This is a genomic window from Streptomyces sp. NPDC055632, assembly GCF_053618675.1.
In genome coordinates, this window is sequence record NZ_JBSHHY010000026.1 from 82,481 (window position 1) to 102,428 (window position 19,948).

10 protein-coding genes and 2 pseudogenes are annotated in these 19,948 nt (G+C 66.4%); 9 read left to right on the plus strand and 3 right to left on the minus strand.

All coding sequences use genetic code 11. The annotated features are described in order from the left end of the window. Positions 1-29: 29 nt before the first annotated feature. From ACWGSR_RS27750 to ACWGSR_RS27760, 3 genes are all read right to left on the minus strand, one after another. Positions 30-860, minus strand: a complete 831-nt coding sequence (locus ACWGSR_RS27750; RefSeq protein WP_453570065.1) for a hypothetical protein — start codon at positions 858-860, stop codon at positions 30-32. 559 nt (positions 861-1,419) lie between these two features. After that, positions 1,420-2,910 carry a trypsin-like serine protease gene (locus ACWGSR_RS27755; protein ID WP_453570035.1) on the minus strand — a complete coding sequence of 497 codons (1,491 nt, stop codon included), beginning with the start codon at positions 2,908-2,910 and terminating at the stop codon, positions 1,420-1,422. Positions 2,911-3,163: 253 nt separating this feature from the next. Further along, on the minus strand, positions 3,164-6,520 hold the full coding sequence (locus ACWGSR_RS27760; RefSeq protein ID WP_453570037.1) for an ALF repeat-containing protein: 3,357 nt from the start codon (positions 6,518-6,520) through the stop codon (positions 3,164-3,166). A 740-nt stretch (positions 6,521-7,260) separates the two neighbouring features. On the opposite strand from ACWGSR_RS27760, the gene ACWGSR_RS27765 reads away from it, so the two are divergent. The 9 genes and pseudogenes from ACWGSR_RS27765 to ACWGSR_RS27805 all read left to right on the plus strand — a co-directional run. After that, entirely contained in the window at positions 7,261-7,755 is a 495-nt protein-coding gene (locus tag ACWGSR_RS27765; RefSeq protein WP_453570040.1) for a hypothetical protein, read from the plus strand. A gap of 793 nt (positions 7,756-8,548) precedes the next feature. After that, positions 8,549-10,069 carry an FG-GAP-like repeat-containing protein gene (locus ACWGSR_RS27770; protein WP_453570045.1) on the plus strand — a complete coding sequence of 507 codons (1,521 nt, stop codon included), beginning with the start codon at positions 8,549-8,551 and terminating at the stop codon, positions 10,067-10,069. Positions 10,070-10,637: 568 nt separating this feature from the next. After that, positions 10,638-12,407, plus strand: a complete 1,770-nt coding sequence (locus tag ACWGSR_RS27775; RefSeq protein ID WP_453570048.1) for a DNA/RNA non-specific endonuclease — start codon at positions 10,638-10,640, stop codon at positions 12,405-12,407. Between the two features lie 26 nt (positions 12,408-12,433). Continuing rightward, a complete protein-coding gene (locus ACWGSR_RS27780) occupies positions 12,434-13,483 on the plus strand; it encodes a hypothetical protein (RefSeq protein WP_453570051.1) in 1,050 nt (349 codons plus the stop codon). Between the two features lie 140 nt (positions 13,484-13,623). Then, a pseudogene (locus ACWGSR_RS27785) lies at positions 13,624-14,370 on the plus strand (transposase family protein). Between the two features lie 108 nt (positions 14,371-14,478). Then, complete coding sequence (locus ACWGSR_RS27790; RefSeq protein WP_453570053.1) at positions 14,479-16,029, plus strand: alpha/beta hydrolase; 1,551 nt, start codon at positions 14,479-14,481, stop codon at positions 16,027-16,029. 353 nt (positions 16,030-16,382) lie between these two features. Beyond that, positions 16,383-17,368: pseudogene (locus tag ACWGSR_RS27795) on the plus strand (IS3 family transposase); the annotation flags it as partial. Between the two features lie 190 nt (positions 17,369-17,558). Continuing rightward, positions 17,559-18,989 (plus strand): glycerophosphodiester phosphodiesterase, encoded by a 1,431-nt coding sequence (locus ACWGSR_RS27800; RefSeq protein ID WP_453570056.1) that lies wholly within the window; start codon positions 17,559-17,561, stop codon positions 18,987-18,989. 184 nt (positions 18,990-19,173) lie between these two features. After that, positions 19,174-19,948 (plus strand): IS5 family transposase gene (locus ACWGSR_RS27805; protein ID WP_453570059.1). Its coding sequence is split into 2 segments (ribosomal slippage), with 776 coding nucleotides annotated over them: positions 19,174-19,528 and positions 19,528-19,948; the frame shifts between segments, so codons are not numbered across the junction. This gene is flagged as partial in the annotation.

Genomic DNA, 19,948 nt, shown 5'->3' on the forward strand with positions numbered 1-19,948 from the left:
TGTAGTTGGCCGGAGTCACGTACCGATGTCTACCGCCCGATCTGGCGGGCCGTGCGGGATTGCGTGCGCAAGGCAGGCAGCCGGGCGGTGTCTTCCGCTCCGGACAGGCTTTCGTCCAAGGTCAGCAGCGAGAGGAGCCGCACCGGCCGACCGGCGGTGGCGGCGGCCTCCAGTTTGTGGTGTCCGTCCAGGAGGAAGTGGGTCAAGCCCCAGTGCACGAAGTAGTCCTCTCCTCGGTCGATGGCGGGCTGGCACACGTCCAGGGTGGAGATCGCCACCGCCGTGGGGACCGTTCCCTGCTCCATGAGCGCGATGTATTCCTCGACACGCTCCCGCTCGTTCCACGTCGGGGGAACCATGGGTACGACGAATTCGTACAGGTGGGCGTCCGAGTCGACCGCGGTCTCGAATGTCCGGTAGTAAGGGGTGTGCGGGTACTCCGGAAGGCCCCAGAACTGATCGATCCCCCACGTCGTGACCTGTTCGCCGCTGAAGTAGTCGCCTTCTCTGCCGGGGATGACCAGCCGGGGTTCCACCTCCAAGAGCAGCGGAAGGTACTCGCCCTTCGGCAACAACGTGCTGAACGCATCGATCAGGCTGCCGTCGTCCGGATCATCCAGCGTTCCGCTGAGCCGTTCCTGCATGCTCTCCAGGGACAGCTTCTCCCGCGCGGTCTCCAGCCGGCGGAACAGGAGCGGGCACGTGCCGCAGTAGAAGCTGAGCTCGAAGGCAGGCTCGTCGTCGACCGTGAGCAAGCGGCGCCGCGGTCCGCCGCCGAGTTCCTGCAGTTCCGTATCGAAGTTCAGCCGCGCCTCGGAGGCTGGGATACCGAGACTGCGGGGGTCGCCCGTTTTGATCATCACGGGTCGACCGTACGGGACGCCGTTAACGGGCTCCACCGAGTACTGAGCGTGTATCTGGCCGGACGGGCCAAGTACGACGCTCAGTCACATCCTCGGGCGATCCGGCTGCGGGACCGCTTCAGTACGCTTCACGACCCGGTAGCTTCATGATCGACCGGACAGATCCTGAGCGGCTGGACGCGATTGTCAGCGAAGCCGAGCTGCGCGCCCTGGATCGCATCCTGGTCGTCGCGGTGTAGCAGCTGCCCACCGTCATCGCACTGCGCCTGGTGCTCACAGCCCGCCCAGGAGGCAGCACAGTATGCGCACGGCCCGTTCGGCACACGGGTTCTGCGCCTGCCCGGCATCAGGGCGGGGTCCTCCTCGTCGTGTGTGCTCACGTACGGGACTCCCTGTCCTGTTCGCGGGGCAGGGCCTGGGCGCCCGCCAAGCCGGTCTCGGCGACGATGCCGTAGTCGTTTGTTGTACGAGTGTGGGTCGGGCCCCGGGAAACGAGTTTCCCGGGGCCCGGCGGCTTTGCTTGGGGATCGGTCGTTCAAGCAGCCGTTGTGTCGGCTTAGGGGAGGGTGGGCCAGGCCTTGGTGCTGGTGCCGAAGGTGCCCTTGCCGTCGCCCTTGTAGAAGTTGAGGTTGGTGCCCCACCGGCCGAGGAGGTCGGTCTTCTTGTCGCCGTTGTAGTCGCCGGCGTAGATCTTGATGCCGCCCCAGCCGTTGTCGGGCCAGATGTCGACGCCGCTGTTGAGGGTGCCGCTCGCGTTGCCGTCGTAACGCACGAGGTAGCCGTTGGGGGAGACGGCGACGACGTCGTCGCGGGTGTCGGTGTTGATGTCGCCCGTGGTGAGGATCTTCATGCTCTTCCACGAGGTGTCGGGCCACATCTGGCGCTTCTGTTCGGTGAGCAGACCGTTGGCGTCGGTGTGGTAGCCGTAGAGGCTGCCGCCGCTCCAGACGGCGAGGAGGCCGTCACGGCCGGAGTTGTCGACCTTGTAGCGGGCGATCTGGAGCATGCTGCGCCAGTCGAAGCCGTCGGGCCACATCTTCTTGGCGGGCGCCAGGGTGCCGTCGGCGTTGCCGGCGTAGAGCTGGAGGCTGCCGCCGCCCCAGACGGCGGCGATGTCCGTGTTGCCGTCGCCGTTGTAGTCGCCGGCGACAATGTCGGTGAAGGTCTTCCAGCTGCCGTCGAGCTTCCACAGCGGGCGGCCGTACTCGAAGGTGCCGTCGGCGCGGCCGTAGGCGGCGTGGAGGTTGCCGTCGGCGGTGACGACGGCGATGTCGGACCGGCCGTCCTTGTTGAAGTCACCCGTCGTCATGACCTCGGTCATGTCCGGGATGACAGCGGCCAGGCGGATCTGCTGGATCCAGCCAGCGACGTCGTCGACCCGGGTGTCGACGGCATTGGTGCGGGTCTCGGCCGGATCGGTGCCCAGGCAGCCGCCCTGCCAGGAGCGGGAACCCACGGCGACGAGCTCGGGCGTGCCGTTGACCATCCGCAGGGCCGGGCCGCCGGCATCGCCCTGACACACCGTCGCGGTCTCGGAACCATTGAGGTTTACGTCCGTGCCGGTGGTGGAGGCGACGGTGAAGGTACCGGTGTGCAGCTTGTTGGGCACCCACTCCGTCTTCGTCCGGCCGAACCCGGCCTTCGTCAACTGCTCCCCGGCAGCGGCGGGGGTGGTGGCGATCCGGACGGGAGTGACGTTCGAACCGACCTTGGTGCTGAGCCTGACCAGAGTCAGGTCCCGGTCGGGGTGGGACACGAGCGTGAGAGCTTGCTGGACACTGCCGCCGGTTTCGGTCAGGTCATTACGGCCGACGGTGACGGTGGTGGCGACAGCAGGCTTGCCAGCTGTGGAGATCCCGGCGGCGGTGAAGCAGCTCTTCGCGGTCAGAACCCACTGGGGGTCGACGAGCGCACCAGTGCAGGAGGACTTCTCCCCGACGACGATTTTCGCGGTGAAGTTCAGCTGTGCCGGGGCGTCGGTTCCGGTCAGGGCGGTGGCGGGCGTGGCCAGAGTGGTGGCCGCCATGGTGAAGGCCATGAGGCTCATTGCCGCGACGGTACGCGGGCGTCTTGCAGACAACTATCTGTTCCTTAGAAGGGCGGGACATGTGGCGCTGCACGCTCATTTCCCGCTGCTGTGGACGGAGACGAAAAGGCGGGGGCAGTTGGTGACGCGGAGGTCGACAACCGTGGATCGCGCCCCACCGAGCGACTCGCCGAAGGGCTCGTAGTCGTTAGACTCGGCCTTGATGACGGCCTACTGACCGTTAGCCGTGCTGGTGGCGGTCATGGTGCGTGGCTCAGGAGACGAGGTCGTAGAACTCCTTCATGATCTTGGAACCTACGTCCACGGTGGTCTTGGCCACGGGGACCAGTACACTTTCAGCCTTCACTGGCAGGCGTGCAGCGGAGAATCCGCCCCGGCCACGCGAGAGCAGACTGAGAGCGAAGCGGCCGGTAGATCCGATGAACTCCTTGCTCGTCCAGCCGTATTCGATGCCGTTGAAGACCGTGCTGAGCCCGGAGGCGGCGATGGAAATGCCGCTGAGCACGGTGGACACGGTGGCCAGGGCCGGGGCTGCCGGGAAGAAGACCATGCCTACCAGACAGCCGACCGAGCCGATGGCCGCCAGGCCGCTGCTGACCTCGAAAGCGTCAGCCCACCAGCCAGCGTCTGTCCACCAGTCTTCCTCGCCACCCGTACCGTTGGGGTTGACCTTGTTGTTCTGCGGAGTGTCGGCGGGGTTGTGCTGCTTCTCCTTGTTCTCGAGTGCCTCTTCCGCAGCCTTACGGGCCATTTCGATCAGCTCTTGCTGTCGCTTGACCACGGCGATGCGGCGGGCCTGTGAGGCTGCTGCAGCTGCCTCACTGGCGCTCTTCCCAGCGCTGAGTGCCGAGCTGTGCGCGGCGGCGGACGAGGCCCGTGCCGAGCGGGCTGAGGTCAAGGCGCTGCGGGCAGCATCGAGGGCCTTGTTGGCGGAGTAGTTGGCGGCCCTGGCTGCTCCCTGGGCAACGTTCGCTGCAGCCCTGGCCTTGTCGGCCTGTGCCTGCGCGTCGTTGGCGGACTTCTCAGCGGCGTTGGCGTTGTTGTTGGCCTCTGTGGCGTATCCCGAGGCCCTCTCCTGGGCCTTGATGGCCTTATCTGCCCACTGCGAGGCTTCGGTAGCAGCGTTGCGTGCGTCGGCGGCGGCCTTGGACGCGCGGGCGGCGTCGCGCTGCGCTTCCTGGGCGATCTTGGCGGCTGCGGAGATGGCTGCCTGGATTGCCGCGGCGTGGCTGGCCGAGTCAAAGTCGAGCTGAGCGGTCTTGAAGCACAGGACCTCGACGAAATGCAGCTTCATCCAGGTCGGGCCGGCGAGGGCCACTTCGCCGAAGGCCTTGGTGTAGGGCCCTCCGGTGTGGATGAGTGATGCGATCTTGACCTGGGCGTCTTCCTCAATGGCGCGTCCGAGGTCCTCGTCGAAGAACTTCTGCAGGGCTTCCGGCGTGTTGATCCTCAGGGCGTTGTCGGCGGCCTCCTTGACCGCGGCCCCGGGCCCTTCGTTCAGCAGCCGGAAGATGAGGACCCTGTTCTCCTCGGCCCGGCGCTTCATGATGCCGCCGGTGGTGAAGTCGCCTTCGGCCTGGTCGCTCCCGCTCGCCAGGACCTGGGCTGCTCCGTCGGCGACTGCGGGGCTGGAGACCTGGGCGAGGTACAGGATGGTCTCGCGGTCGTCCTGCGCCTGGGCCAGGGCGCGGTCGAGGTCGATCCAGGACAGGACGTCGTACTCGGAGCCCGCGAGCGCGAACTGGGCCGCCTCACGGGTCCAGGTGCCCTTGGAGTCCAGCAGAGCGACCGCTGCCTTGCGCCCGTAGGTGGTGGCGAGCTCGTAGTCCTGTGCGGCCAATGCCTGTTCGGCCTTGCTGATCAGGTCCTTGGTGGCTTGGCTGGTCTGCTCGGCCTGGGTGCGCTTGTTCAGCGCGGCAGCACGCTGGGCTCTGTCGAGAGCGGCCAGTTCCTTGGCCTCCTCCAAGGCCTGCTTGCGGTCTTCCTCCAGCGAAGCCCACTCCGCCTCGCGTGCCTTATTGGCGACGGTGACGGCTTGGGTGACAGTCTTGGTCGCCGTGTCCGCAGCCTTGACGGCCTCGGCGGCGTGTGCGGTCGACTTGTTCGCGTAGTCGATGGACTGACCGGCGAATTTGACAGCGTCCTCGGCAGCCTTGGCCGCCTCCTCGGCGTGACGTGCTGCGGAGTTGGCTGCGTCACGTGCATCTCGGGCGGCCTTCGCGGATTCGTTGGCGAGGGCTTGGGCGGTGGAGGCCGCGTTAGTGGCCTGGTTCGCCGCCGTGCTGGCGATGGAGGCCTGCCGCTGCGCTTCAGCTGCTTCCGACTGGGCAATACCGGCGGCGGTGGCCGCCTGGGCGGAGGCCTTGGCCGCGGTGGCGGCCTCACGCGCGGCGGACGCGGCACTGCCGCCTGCCGAAGCGGCAGCGGCGGAGGCGGCGCCGGCCTGGTCAGCGGCGGCGGCCGCGCTCTTGGCCTTGGCCGCAGCGTTACGCGCGGCGACCGCGGCATTCTTCGCTGCTTCGGCCTTGGTGGCGTCCTTGGATGCGGCGATGGCTGCGTTGTAGGCCGCAGAGGCGGCGAACCCGGCCACTGCCGCAGCCTGGGAGGCGCCCGTGGCGGCTCGGGCGGCTCGGCGGGAAGCTTCCACGGCCGTACTCGAGGCACGGATGGCGATACGGGCGGCGTCAGCCGCCCCGCGGGCGGCAGCAGCGGCCTTGTGAGCCGCCTCACCGGACAACTTCACGTCATTCTTGCCCGCCTCCGCTTCCGCCACGGCCTTCTGAGCCGCCTCCTTGGCCCGTTCGGCAGCGGTCTGGGCTCGCTGGGAGGCCTCGACGGCGAGGTCGGTGCTCGCCTGGGCCCGCTTGCCCTCACGCTCGACGACTGCGACGAGCTCCTTGATGGTGGCCTTCTCCAGGTCACGGGCACGGGCGAGGTGCTGCCCGATCTCCAGGAACCAGCCGAGGTCGGTGTCCGTGCCCTTCAGAGCGCGGTCGGCGTACTTGGTCACCTCCGGGCCCGCTCCGAACATGATCGTCGCGATTTCGACCCGCATGTCCTCGCCATCGGCCTTCCAGCGGCCTTCGATGATGAAGCGTTCCAGCGCCTGGTCGGTACCCGCGTCTATCGCGGCCGTACCTTCACGCCTGACGGCCCGGCCACCGACATTGATGACTGCGGCGGTGGCCACCCGCAGGTCTTCAGTTACGGCCGGCTTGTAGCCGCTCTGTATGAAGGTTGCAATGGCCGCGTCTCCGCCGAGCAGGGCCGCAGTCCCCTCACGCCGCATGCCCTTGCCTGCATTGGCCATGTAGGCAAGGGCCGTAACCCGGTTGTCCTCCGCGGTGACCTTGGCCAGCTTCTCCGTAAGGAACGTGGTCACTTCGGCATCCGTACCGGACAGGGCCTGGGCAGCTAGGGCACGAGTTCCCCTGCCGCCGGAAAGCCACGCGGTCAGGGCCTTGGCGCGGTCGGTGTCGGGCAGTGAGATGGGGGTGTTGCTTGTGGCGGCTCGGGCTGGCTTCGAGAGAGGGATAGGCAGGGCCGCGGTGGCGGTGGCGGCGGCCAGCACTCCGAGGAGGCGGCGTCTGCTCATGAAGGTCATCTGCATGGGTATTCCTCAAGGAGGCAGGCTGATAGGAGAGTTGGCGAGGCTGCTTGCACCCCGCTGCCTGGGCCAGAAGTGCGGGTGCGGCTCGGGTGTCTTGGCGCGAGACCAGGGTGTTGGTCCTGTCGGTGCTGCTGAGGGCGGGTTCAGCGTCATTCAGCACCACAGGACAGGGGAGCTGCACGAAAGGATCGGATAATTTACTCTCCGATCAACTCTCCGACTCACTGTGTGTGCTTGAAAAGTCGGCACGCCAGCGAATCCCTCCCCTTGGTCACTGCCATCCTAGCGCCGCGTCGCCGCGAAGCAAACACAATACCCATACTGCCCGAGCGGTCATCGTTCGGAATCAGTGAATCCTGCCGTGATCATCCAGACATCTAACCTTAATCAATCTGTCATCCCTGTCGATACAACCTTTGTAGATTGAGATTTCAGTGCACTGAATCCCTCGCTAAAGACCTTCCGTGCAGGGCCGTGTGCGCCCGTTTTGGTCTTATATCGACTATATGAGTAATTTATCCGTATGGACATCTGGCCAGGTCAGGGCTGTAATCGATGCGGGGGGTGATCTTCGCCGTGAGCGCAGCGAAATGCGTTCAATCCCCTGGGTAGCGCGCTAAAAGCGCATGCTTGTACATGTATCAGTACCTCATTGCGCCGCATAGAGTCACCCGTCAGAAATAGAAATCGGGGCAGTCTTTGTGTTCATGCAATGCTTTAGAGCACCCTTTGGAGCTTCAGTGAAGAACTCTCTGCGCGCCTTCGCAGTAGGCTGCGCGACATTGGCCGTAGCCTCGTTTCTGGTAACCGCCGGAAAGGGTAGCGATATTGCGGCGGTGCCCGTTGCAGGCGAGGGCCCGGGGTACGCGGTAGAGACCCATGAGTATCCGCTGGCCAATAAGATTCTTGCCGAGAAGAACATCACTCTCAAGCGTGGAGACGGCCACATCACCTTGGCTGACTGCGCCAGCGAGTCCGGTCTCCTGGAGGTCTGGGCACGCAGCAGGGAGACGATCTGCTTCAAGGTCACCGGCAACAGCGGCTGGCTGACTCTGGAGATCCCTGCCGTCTATGGCATCCGGGGAAGCACGACGCAGACGGCCAAGGTCGACATGACGGTGGGGACGGAAGAGAAGTCCTTCGATGTGGCCAAGGACATCTTCACGCCCGTGGGCGAGAGTGCGGACGAGCAGGGCCGCGACCACCTGCTTGTTGAGATCAGGACCTCTAAGTAACCGTCGCGGACAAGACGGCCCGAGGCCTCCCCGTGCCGGAGGAGCCTGACAAGCGACCACGCTAAAGGTTGCCCCGTAACTCCAGATACCGCCTGTCAGTGTCCGGTTCGACCTGCTTAGCCGGCTCCAATTGAGGCCGCAAGTCGGGGCGTAACCAGACAAGCTGATCTGTCTATGGTGACCCACCAGCCTTCGCCCTGAGTTACGGGACAACCTTTAGCCGGGTGGTCAACCCATTGGGTATAAAGCCCTTCAGGGGGGCGGCTCGCATCGACCTGAACCGCTGCTGCGGCCGATCACAAACATCCTTGCCATACCAGCCGAGCCGCCCGCAGTCCAGGCCGACATCTAACTGTCGCGGTCGTGTCCGCTCCCACCGGAGCGCCCCCACTCCATGGAGTTGGAGCGGGAGCCCCAGCCGGAACTGGAGGACTACCAGGTTTGCCATCACCTGGTACCGAAGCCTGCATTAAGGGCGAAGCCACCCCGGCAAAGAATCATGATGAACCGCTGGCTGTCGCCCTTGGTTGAAGGGTGGCGGCTGAACATGCTGGAGCGCGACCGCCCCGCAACCCGCGCAATGCAGTGCCTGTGACACCAAGGTAAACCCGCAGTTGACCATCGTCTCGTGCGATGGGAATGAGGCAGCCGCCATGTGTAACCCGGGTCCAGGCCACGGACGAACGCGACCTGAAGTTTCACACCCACCCCATCTCTCCCGGGAACCCGCCCCTCACCCTGATCCGCTGACCGTGCCCCGACTTCCTCACTTTCCCTTTCCGGAGAACTACACATGTCACCACTCAACAACAGCGTCAGAGCCTCAGTCCTCGTCGGTGCCGCCACCGTGCTCGCCACCGCCGCCACCGTTCTTCCCGCCGGCGCCATCGACGGCCCCGACGCCCCGGCGCAGCTGAACTTCACCGCGAAGATCAACGTCGGGGACAAGACCGCCTGCACCGGCACTCTCGTCTCGCCCCGCTGGGTCCTGACCGCGAAGAGCTGCTTCAGCGCCGCCGGCATTCCCGTCACGGGCAAGCCCACCGTCGCCACCACTGTCACCGTCGGCCGCGTCGACCTGGCGCAGACGACCGTCGGGACCACCCGGGCCGCGGCCGAGCTCGTCCCGCATGCCGGCCGGGACCTGGTCCTGGTCAAGCTCGTGACCGGCGTGGCCGGTGTGAAGCCGGTCGCCCTGGCCTCCACCCCGGTGACCGCCGACCAGGCCGTCACCACCGCCGGCTTCGGCCGCACCAAGACCGAGTGGGTCCCCAACAAGCTGCACACCGGCGCGTTCACCGCCACCGGCGACAGCTCGGCGGACGTGGCGCTGACCGCCACCGGCGACGCCGCGATCTGCCAGGGCGACGCCGGCGGTCCCGTCCTGCGCACCAACGGCACCACCCAGGAACTGGTCGCCGTCGCCAGCCGGTCGTGGCAGGGCGGCTGCCTGGGCACCGACCCCGCCGAGACCCGTACCGGAGCCGTCGCCACCCGCGTCGACGACATCCGCACCTGGATCACCAACACCGCCAACCTCGTCCCCGGTGACATGACCGGTGACAACAAGCCCGACCTCGTCGCGGTCGAGGACACCGGGAAGCTCTTCATCTACCCCGGCACCGGCACCGGCGCGCTCGGCGCCCGGATCCAGATCGGCACCGGCGGCTGGAGCGGCGCCTCGGTGGCGCACCGCGGTGACTGGACCGGCGACGGCATGGAGGACATCGTCGCCATCGTCGGCGGCGAGCTGCTGGTCTACCCCAACCGCGGTGACGGCACCCTCGCGGCCCCGGTCAAGATCGGCACCCTGCCCACCAGCGCCCAGATCGTCGTTCCCGGTGACGTCAACAAGGACGGGCACCCCGACGTCGTCGCCGCCTACGACAACAAGCTCTACCTGTACAACGGCACCAGCGGCGCCAAGCCGGCCGTCTCCGCTCCCATCACCATCGGCACCGGTGGCTGGGGCGTCATGGACCTCGCCGCGCCCGGCGACGCCAACAAGGACGGCCGCGTCGACCTGCTGGCCCGCGACACCCGCGACGGCATCCTGTACCACTACGCCGGACTGCCCGACGGAAAGAACTTCAGCGAGCGCACCGAGTACGGCCGCGGCTACACCACCTCCTTCCGGCCCCTGATCGCCGGTGCCGCCGACGCCGACCGCAACGGCGTCGCCGACACCTGGACCACCACGAACGAGGGCACCCTGAGGTTCTACAAGGGCGGCGCCGACATCCACGGCCCGATCGACGGCCCGAGCATCGAGGTTGGCAGCGGCGGCTGGGGCACCATCCAGTCCATCAGCTAGCCAGCAGCGCCTTACATCTCGTGCTTCGCAGTTCACCCCCGTTGCCCTCACGCAGGGAACGGGGGTGACCCACACGAGGTCCAGGGAGGGGAGCTCTGCGGCTTCCTAATCCGGCGCGCAAGCCTGGTTGCGCTAGGGAGGATGCTGAGCCACGTTCCAGTGGAGCGTGCCGGACAACGGATCATTCAGGGATTGCGCACATCGGGCTCCCCGCTGGATCGGCCATACCTGTACGGGCGCCTCACCTCCACCAGGCAGAAGACCCGGACTCCCATCCGTCTGGACGCCAAGCTCCTGGATGCTGTGACCGTCAAGACGCCTAAGGCAGGTTACGGGTGGTCACGCGGCGCGATGTCCCACCCATCTACCCCAACAGAAGAGAGATTTGACAAGTATGCACAGAACACGTCCGCGAGCCGTCATCCGGCTACGCGCGCGGTCAACCGTGCTCGCAGTACTGACTGCGGTAACACTGGGACTCACCACAACCGGGGTGGCCTCGGCGCAGTCAGCCGCGACAGCATCCGGGCGAATGGGGAGCACAGACCAAGCCGATGCTACGTCGTCCGTGATCACGCCCGGCAACCTTCCGAAGAAATCTGCAGAGCGCTGCGAGCCCGTCGAGACAGGGTCGAAGGAGCGCAAAAGAGGAGCGGTCGAAGCCTGCGTGAGCTTCAGTCCCTCCCCGGCCCGGTTTGCCGCCGCGCCCCGGACCGCTGCCGCGCAGACACTGACGGCAGGTGCCAGCTGCTCGGTCAGCGGTGTCGGCAACTATTCCTACGAGCGCTTCTCGTACTGCGTGAGCGGCCTGAATGTCCTCTACATCTTGCGTGACGGCAACGGTGTGGAAATCGGACGAGGCACGCTGGAGGTCGCCACCAGTGCGTCACTGCCTGCCAGCGGTACGACATGGAGCGAGCAGGTCACTGTAAAGATGACTGAGGCTCGGGGTGACGTCATTGCCCTGAGTGCCAAGTTCCGGGCTGCCTGCACCGCCGGCTGCAAAGTGACGAAGGCGGCACCTTGGTTCACCGGCAACCTGACGCTGGGACAGTCCCTCACCGGCTCTGTGACGTACTCTTCGGCCCCCGCCGCTGGCGCCGTCGCGGAATTCGACACCTCGTACCAGATGTATGTGACCGCTCCCGGTGCCACAATCACCGATCCGAACGCTTCGTGGAACAACCCCCGCAAGATTCGCTGTGACGACGCGGTGGGAGACGCCGGGGCCCCCTCATCGCCCGGTTGCGTCATCCCATCGGAAATGGCTGTCGTGCCGATGAAGGCCCAGAGTTCGGATGCCGGTGGCGCAATCGCCGCCTACCAGTGGGCTCAGCAGAATCTCAACGATGGTTGGGGGAAGACCAAGCCGCTGACTCGGCAGAAGAGCGGTATCGCCGACCGTTCAAGCCGAACCTGCGGAACGTTCGTCGCCAGGGATGACCTCGTCGAGAACGACACGTGTGGCGGGTTCCCCATTGCTGAAGTCAAGGAAGGAGGCGTCGACGGGGCCCGCTGTGTCGAGCTCGTCCCCAATGCCAGCAGCGGCGGCTGGGACACCTATGTCCTCGGCAACAGCCTGGACCTCGACCCTGCTGCTCCCTGCGTGCGGGCCCACCTCTTGCCAGCTGACAAACAGTTCGCTGGCCAAAAGCTGGCTGAAGGCTTCCGGAGCCAGCGGGTGATCGACGCGGAGCAGTTCAAGCTGGACATCAGCACGCCGACCCAGGCGGCGCAGGCCGCATGTCTGCAGAATCGGCCGGCCGGATCAGTTCCTTCCGGTACTGGGTGGCGCAAGAACACCACGAAGCCGGTCGCCCATGTGAACAAGATGATCACCCCGAAGGGCCCGGCCGGAACCCGGCCATCCTTGGCTCAGGCCTGCCTCGGCAAGACGCCTGGGAAGGGTAAACCGGCCTCGGGCAACATCACCGGCTGGCTGGATGCCCAGAAGTTCCGCGACGACTTCTCTCCTGGCACCTCGCAGGCCCGTTGCCACCTGATCGCCAACATCCTCGGCGGACCGGGCCAGATCGAAGACGGTGGGCAGGACAACCTCGTCCCCTGCTGGCAGGTGGGCATGAATACCGGAACGCCCAGCATGAGGACGTTCGAGTACGAGGCGCAGGAAGAGGTGAAGAAGAGCAGCTTCGGGCAGAACGATGCGATCCTCTACCAGGTAAATCCTGTCTACCGGGATGACACGAGCACGATTCCGGTGGGAGTGACCATGAGCGCTACCATCCAACGGGCTAACGGTACGACGGAGGAGCTGTTCCCCAGCGTCTACGTCCCCAACAGCCAGAAGGATACTGGGCAACTCAACCTCGGAAACTAACTAAGACAGCGCCATCGGGAGCCAGCATGCCTTACACCACACCGCCACGACCATTCGACGTGGCGGCGCTTTTCCCAAAGCTGGCCCCACTGGCCCGCACAGCCACACGACTGCATCCCCGTCCCGGATCCCCCACACCGCACAACAGCTCTGTCGGCGGGCCGTTGCTCTGGCCCGCCGACGAGCCCTGGCCGCACTGCGAAGCACCGCATGAGCGGGGAAGGGCCAGACGACCCCTCCTCTCACCGGACGACATCCGGGCGTGGCGGCGGCACCGGAGGGAATGCGAAGAGCGGCGGCGTCTTGACCCGCAAGGCCCCTGGGCCACGCCCGAGGAACTAGCCGTGGAGAAACAGATCCTGGCTGGCCGCCCCTGGCCTGAAGGCCCGATCGCCATGCTGCCCATCGCTCAGCTGTACCTACGCGATGTCCCGCTGCTTCCCCGTCCCACGCAGTCCGAAGCGGATCTGCTCCAGGTGCTCTGGTGCCCCTTCGATCATCCTGAGCACCCCAAGACGGCCTTGTTCTGGCGTTCGGCCGTCACTGTGACCAAACCTCTGACCACACCGCCTGAGCCGCCAGCCGTCCGGTTCGAGACCTACCTACCAGAACCGTGCCTGCTCACACCTGAAACGGTTACCGAATACCCCAACTATTTGGAGCTGAGCCAGGAACTCCAGGAGCAACTGGGAGACCTCAGTCAGTGGCAGACTGCCGCCGGCCCGGCTCTGGACAGCTCCTACCGGATCGCCCCCCATGAGCGCTATATGGACATGCTGTCCGTAGCCCCTGGCTGGAAGACCGGCGGCTGGACCCGGTGGGGTCTCACCGATCCCACCCCCCGGCCTTGCCCCGAATGCGGCCGCGATACTGAACCCCTGTTGACAATCGCCACCACCGAATGGGACAGCAGTGATAGCTGGATCCCTGAAGAAGAACAGACCAACCCCACTCGGCTCCTCCCCGGCACTCCTCCAGCGAATTTCACCATGATCGACATTGCCAGCGGCTATGACCTACAGCTCCACACCTGCCCGGCATCCCCGAACCACCCACACATCGAACTCATCCAATGAGCCTCTTTCATCCTGTCTTTGTGGGATGAAATGGCAGGTCAGCAGGGGTATGTGACGAGGCGAGGATCCTGGGCGTTGCGGTGGTGTTCTCTACGCACCACGCATCGTCCGAGGAGCCTCGCTCGGTCCCGTATCGTGCCATGGTCGACGTCCCGCATGAGCTGGTTGAGCATGTTTCCTGGCTCATCTACGCACGAAGGTGTGAACGCCGTTCGCGGTGGCGGAAGCCGGGCTGCTTCCAGCAGACCCTGCTTGCGCCGATGCGCCTGCGCAAGAGCGAGACGCTGCACATTCCGGCAGCCGGTTTCGGCGTCTCGACAGCCACGGCCTGGCGCTACGTCGACCAGACCCTCAACATTCTCGCGGCATGGGCGCCGGGCTTGCGCGAGGCCCTGACCGGCCTGGGCGAGGCGACTATGGCGTCGTCGACGGGACCCTGATTCCTATTGACCGCATCGCTGCCGACGAACCGCACTACTCGCAAAAACACCGCAAGCGCAGCCGTGAACGTGCAGGTCATCGCCCGTCCCGACGGCACACCGCTGTGATCTTCCCGTGCGACACCCGGCTGAACCCATGACCTGACTGCCGCCCAGGACCACGGCATCGTCCAGGCCTGCCGGACCCGGCAGATCCTCGTTCTCACGGACCGCGCCTATCAGGGCGCCGGCGCCACCGTCCGCACTCCGTACAAGAACCACCGCGAACAGCCCGAGCACTACCAGCAGTACAACCGCGACCACGCCCCTCTGAGAACTGCCGGTGAACGCGTCTTCGCGCAGCTGAAGTCCTGGCGCGTCCTCCGCCGAGCCCTATGCCCCACCCGCCGCATCAGCACCAGCGTCCAAGCCACCCACACCCTGCTGACCTGCAGCTATCCAGGATGAAAACGGCTCAGTCGGCTTGTATTCTGCATTCATTCAGCGATCGGACGATCACGCACATGAGCATGGGCTGCGGGGCGGATGTCCAGGGGTGGGAGTGCAGGAGTTTCGATGAACGACGTATATCCGGCACAAGATAAAAAACTGGACCTTTCGGTCGGCGCGCGGGTCATCATCGGGATTGTCCTGGCCGCATTCGGGATCATGGGTGCCTGGCACTACCACAACGCTCCCGGCCGAAGTGCTCAGCCGCGCACGGAGTTCACCGCGAGCAACCCACCCGCCGGTCTGCCCGCCGCCCTCACCACCGGCCAGCGCCTCCACTGGTCCCCTTGCACCTCGCCGCCCAGCGCGCGTACGGGCTACGACTGCGCCACGATGAAGACGCCTCTCGACTACCGGAAACCAGACGGCAGGGCGATCGATATCGCCCTGATCCGCCGCAAAGCCACTGGCCCGAACGCCCAGCGGATCGGCTCGCTCGTCTTGAATTTCGGCGGCCCCGGTGCGTCCGGCATAAGCGGATTGCCCGAATTCCTCGGTCAGTACGAGCCGCTTCTCGACCGCTACGACCTGGTCTCCTTTGACCCGCGCGGCGTCGGCGCGACCATCCCCGTGCGCTGCGGGAAGACGGCGAACGACACTGGCTACGACGGGTCCGACGCCTGCGCCAAGCACTCCGGGGCGCTCCTTCCGTATATCGCAACCTCGCACACGGCACGCGACCTCGACCTGATGCGTTATCTCCTCGGCGACGAACGGCTGCACTACTTCGGTGTCTCGTACGGAACGGAACTCGGCGCGGTCTACGCCCACCTGTACCCGTCACACGTCGGACGCCTCGTCCTCGAAGCGCCTATCGATCCGACCATGGATCGCAACGAGAAGCAGATCTCGCAGGTCAAGGCGGTTCAGGCGGCGTTCGACCGTTTCGCCGCGCACTGCGCGGCCCATATCCGTCCCTGTCCCACCGGCGGAGGGCCCCAGGAAGCCGCACGACGCATGGCACGTCTGGCCGACCGCCTGAAGAAGAAGCCTGCTCCGGCCGGCAACGGAAGGACTCTCGACGCCGACGACCTCGCATATGCCGTCAGCGACCATCTCAGTCTGGGCACAGATGGCTGGCCACCACTCGCCAAGGCCCTCACCGCGCTGATGGACCACAACGACGGCGGTCCACTGAACGAAGGCGCGGACGACACCGGCTCCGCCGACCGCGCGGCAACCTCGCCCGACAACAGCCGTGCCGCCCAGACCGCGATCACCTGCGCGGACTCCAGCCTGCGTGACACCGAACGCCTCGAGAAAGACGAGGCCCGCGTCAAAGCCGCTTCACCCGTCTTCGGCGCAGCCTGGTCCACCAGCGTCTACCTCTGCTACGGCTGGCCGTTCGACGGCGAGCGCACCACCCCTCAGGTGAACGCCGACGGCGCGGCCCCCGTTCTCGTGGTCGGCGGCACCGGCGATCCCGTTACGCCCTATCCCGGCGCCCGCCACATGGCCCGCGCCCTGGGCGACGGTGTCGGCATACTCCTGACGGCCAAGGAAGAGGGCCATGGCACATACCCTTACAACCGCTGCGTCACAAAAGCAGTCAACACATACCTCCGCACGGGCCACACCCCGGCCGTGGGAACGGTATGCCAGGGCAACATGTCCTGAAGTCCGCACAAACTCGACGAGCCGCCTTCAAATACACCGGCTCACCCGCAAGGGCTCCGGGTGTGTACCGCCTGTTCTCGGCAATACGTTTTACTGATCGTCTCAGAATGAAGTTCGTAGGCGTCGCAAGCAGATGATGCTGTAGGTGGGTTGGAGTAGGCCGAGGTGGATATCGGTGCATGAGGCTGATCCCTTGGAGTGGGCACCCTGAAAATGGATTCTGATCCAGGAAGGGATGCCCAGTGGGACGCAAGTCTCCTTATCCGGAGGAGTTCAGGAAGGGCGCAATCGCGTTCTACCGAGCCGCGGTCGGGAAGCGGACCTACGCGGCCGTGCCAGGATGCAGTGACCCGGGCGGCGAGGTGGATGAGCTGGCCCGGCTGCGAGCGGAGAACGTCCGGCTGCTGAAGGCTGAGAAAGAGTGGAGCCTCGAGCGGGAGATCCTGCGTCGGGCGGCCGCGTATTTCGCTCGGGAGGTGAAGTGAGCCCTCGCCGCTGGGACTTCATCTCCGACCACCGCGCCGAATTTGGCGTCAGGCGGATCTGCCGGGTGCTCGGTGTGTCCCGCGCCGGCTTCTACCGCCATCTGGCCACCGGGCGGGCCCGTGCCGAGCTCCGGGCCGAGGATAAACGGATCGTGGCCGAGATCCGCGCCATCCACACCGAGCACGATGGCGCCTATGGTGCCCCGCGCGTCCATGCCGGGCTGTGGGCGAGGGGGCGGCGGATCAACCGCAAGCGTGTGACCCGGCTGATGCGGGTCCACCACATCGTCGGTCGGCACCTGCGGAGGAAGAAGCGGACGACGATCGCGGACAAGGCCGCGCCGCCCGTGCCGGACCTGGTGATGCAGCGACATCATCTACATAGCCGTCGGCGCGACCTGACTCTACCTGGCCACGGTGATCGACATCTGCTCGCGCCAGGTTTGTGGGCTGGCCGATCGGAGACCATATGCGGACCTCGCTGGTCACCGACGCGATCGAGATAGCCATGGCCGCCCGCGGCGGCCAGATGAGCGGCTTCGTTTTCCACACCGATAGGGGCGCCCAGCCCGGCCGCTTTCGCCTACATTTACCGTCGGTACGGAATCCGCCGAAGCATGGGCTGGGTCGGCTCGAGCTACGACAACGCCCTGGCCGAATCGTTCTTCCAAAGCCTCAAATGAGAACTACTTCACGGACGCCGCTGGACCTCGAAGGCATAGACCCGGCTTGAGCTGTTCCGCTGGCTCTCGTACTACAACAGGCACCGTCGGCATTCCGCATTCGGCTACCTCACACCGGCCGAGTTCGAACTGTGGCTGATCACGTCACATAGTCTCTCATTCGCCGCATGAAACCCGGTGTCCGGTCCCGGGGACCAACCTCATACTGGCCCGACACCCTCGGCGGCTTCATAACCGCACCAGCTTGACCCTGGATGCCCCAGCGTCACCCTGGAAAGCCGAAGTCAGTAGGGTGTTGCGCATGACTAAGCACCGCACAGCCAGGACCAGCACAGGCCGAGGAGGGCGTTTTGCCCTTGTTGTGCTTGTTCTGGCCGTCCTGTGCGGTCTTGTCGCCGCCTATCTGGTGTACCGGAAGCCGTCGGCCGAGCCCCGCCCCGTGCCGGCCGCTCCGGCGAGGGGTGAATCGGTCGTCGTCGAGGACTTCTCCGAGGCGGGACTTCCCGACGGATGGAAGGCCGTCGAAGGCGACTGGAAGGTCGAGGACGGTCGGCTCGTCGGCGTTCCGGACGCGGATGGGCGGCCGAACCGCATCGTCTTCGGCCGTCACCTGACGGACTTCCGACTGGAGACGACGGTCCGCTTCGCGGAGGCGGGCGGACCGGGAGGAGCGGCACCCTGGGTGGCGCTCGGCCTTGACGTGCCCGCGAGCGGCACCGCCCCCTGGGCCGCGGGCCTCCTGCGCGGTGGCGCGGCCCCGGGCTTCCTGGAGTTCGCGCGGCGCACCCCCGGCCGTGAGGCCTGGGACGTCACCGACAAGTCCGTCCTTCCGGCAGCGGTCGGCGCCGACCGGGACGTGCGGCTCGCCGTCGAGGTGCGCGGGACCCGTGCCCGCTGGTTCTTCGACGGCCGCGAGGCGCTCCGTACCACCCGTGTGTCCCGGACCGCCGACGGCGGCCAGGCCCTGCTCGTCGACGGCGCCCGGGTCTCCTTCGACGACGTCAGGGTGGCGAAGGTCACCGAGAATGCCCTGCTCCGCCCGCCCGGCTCGCCGATGGCGGTGATCGGTCACCGGGGCGCCTCCTCCGCGGCGCCGGAGAACACGCTGATGTCCGACGAGGTGGCCCGCCGCGGGGGCGCCGAATGGATCGAGAACGACGTGCAGCCGAGCAAGGACGGCGTGCCGTACGTGCTGCACGACCCGGAGGTGGACCGGACGACCGACGGCGCCGGCCTGATCCGGTCGCTCACGGCTGCGGAGGTGGACGCCCTGGACGCCGGTTCCTGGTTCGGTCCCGCCTACGCCGGTGCGCGCGTCCCGACCCTCGCCGCCCAGCTGGACGACCTGCGCAAGCGCGGCGGGAACATGCTCCTGGAGATCAAGGGGCGGCACAGCCGCGCCGAGGTGGCCCGGATCGTGGAGGAGGTCCGCGATCACGGCATGACCGACCGCGTGGTCGTACAGAGCTTCGACGTCGACGCGCTGAAGCACACGCGCGAACTGGCACCCGAACTGCCCCTCGGCCTGCTGCGCGCCAAGCTGGACCCCGATCCCGTCGCCGTGGCCCGGGAACTCGGCCTGAGCGCCTACAACCCGCTGGCCACCGAGCTGCTCGCCCGACCCGACGTGGTGAAGGACCTGCACGCCGCAGGCGTGGCCGTGATGGTCTGGACGGTCGACGACGCGGCCCACTGGAGTGCGCTGGAACCCCTCGGGACCGACGGGGTCATCACGAATCGTCCGGCCGAGCTGTCGGGGTGGAACGCGGGCAGGCTCCACAGCCCCCGCTGAGCCGCGCCTCCAGCTCTCCTGAGAAGGCGGAAGCCCTGTCCCTGGCACAGTGAGGGGAGCCACCCAGAACGTATGGATGGCCGCCCCTACCTCCGGGCACGGGAAAGCCGTCTGAAGGAGGCTGCGGCGGGGCGCGGGACTTTAGACGTCGTTTCTTATGGCGTGATCGTTCGTTGTTCCATGCATGACGGATCTGGTGGAGCGGTTGGTGCCGGAGGAGTTGTGGGCATTGTTCCGGCGGGTGGTGCCGTCGACGGTGGTGATACGTCCGCAGGGAGGTGGTCGGCGCCGGGCGGGTGACCGTGAAGCCCTGGCAGCGATCGTCTTCGTGGCGACGTCGGGGTGCACGTGGCGGCAGTTGCCGCCGGTGTTCGGTCCGGCCTGGCAGACGGTCTACCGCAGGTTCGCCCAGTGGAGCCGGGACCGGGTCTGGGCCCGGCTCTACCGCGTGATCCTCGACGAGCTCGGGACTCGGGGTGAGCTGGACTGGTCGCGGTGTGCGATCGACTCGGTCAGTCTGCGGGCGGCAAAAGGGGGCCTTTGACGGGACCGAATCCGACCGATCGCGGCAAACTCGGATCGAAGATCCATCTGATCTGCGACCGTAACGGACTGCCCCTGTCCCTGGGGATCTCCGGCGCGAACATGCACGACAGCCAGGGCCTGGAGCCGCTCGTCCGCGGCATCCCGCCCATCCGCTCCCGCCGCGGGCCCCGCCGCCGACGCCCGGCGAAACTGCACGCCGACAAAGGCTACGACTACGACCACCTGCGCCGATGGCTGCGCAAGCGCGGCATCCGCCACCGCATCGCCCGCAAAGGCATCGAGTCCTCACAGCGACTGGGCCGACACCGCTGGGTCGTGGAGAGAACCGTTTCCTGGCTGGCCGGCTGCCGAAGGCTCCACCGACGCTACGAACGCAAGGCCGAACACTTCCTCGCCTTCGTCGGCATAGCCGC

Bases quoted from the DNA above. Each gene is read 5' to 3' on its own strand.
- ACWGSR_RS27750 (WP_453570065.1), bottom strand. From the start codon at position 860: ATGATCAAAACGGGCGACCCCCGCAGTCTCGGTATCCCAGCCTCCGAG.
- ACWGSR_RS27755 (WP_453570035.1), bottom strand. From the start codon at position 2,910: ATGAGCCTCATGGCCTTCACCATGGCGGCCACCACTCTGGCCACGCCC.
- ACWGSR_RS27760 (WP_453570037.1), bottom strand. From the start codon at position 6,520: ATGCAGATGACCTTCATGAGCAGACGCCGCCTCCTCGGAGTGCTGGCC.
- ACWGSR_RS27770 (WP_453570045.1), top strand. From the start codon at position 8,549: ATGTCACCACTCAACAACAGCGTCAGAGCCTCAGTCCTCGTCGGTGCC.
- ACWGSR_RS27780 (WP_453570051.1), top strand. From the start codon at position 12,434: ATGCCTTACACCACACCGCCACGACCATTCGACGTGGCGGCGCTTTTC.
- ACWGSR_RS27790 (WP_453570053.1), top strand. From the start codon at position 14,479: ATGAACGACGTATATCCGGCACAAGATAAAAAACTGGACCTTTCGGTC.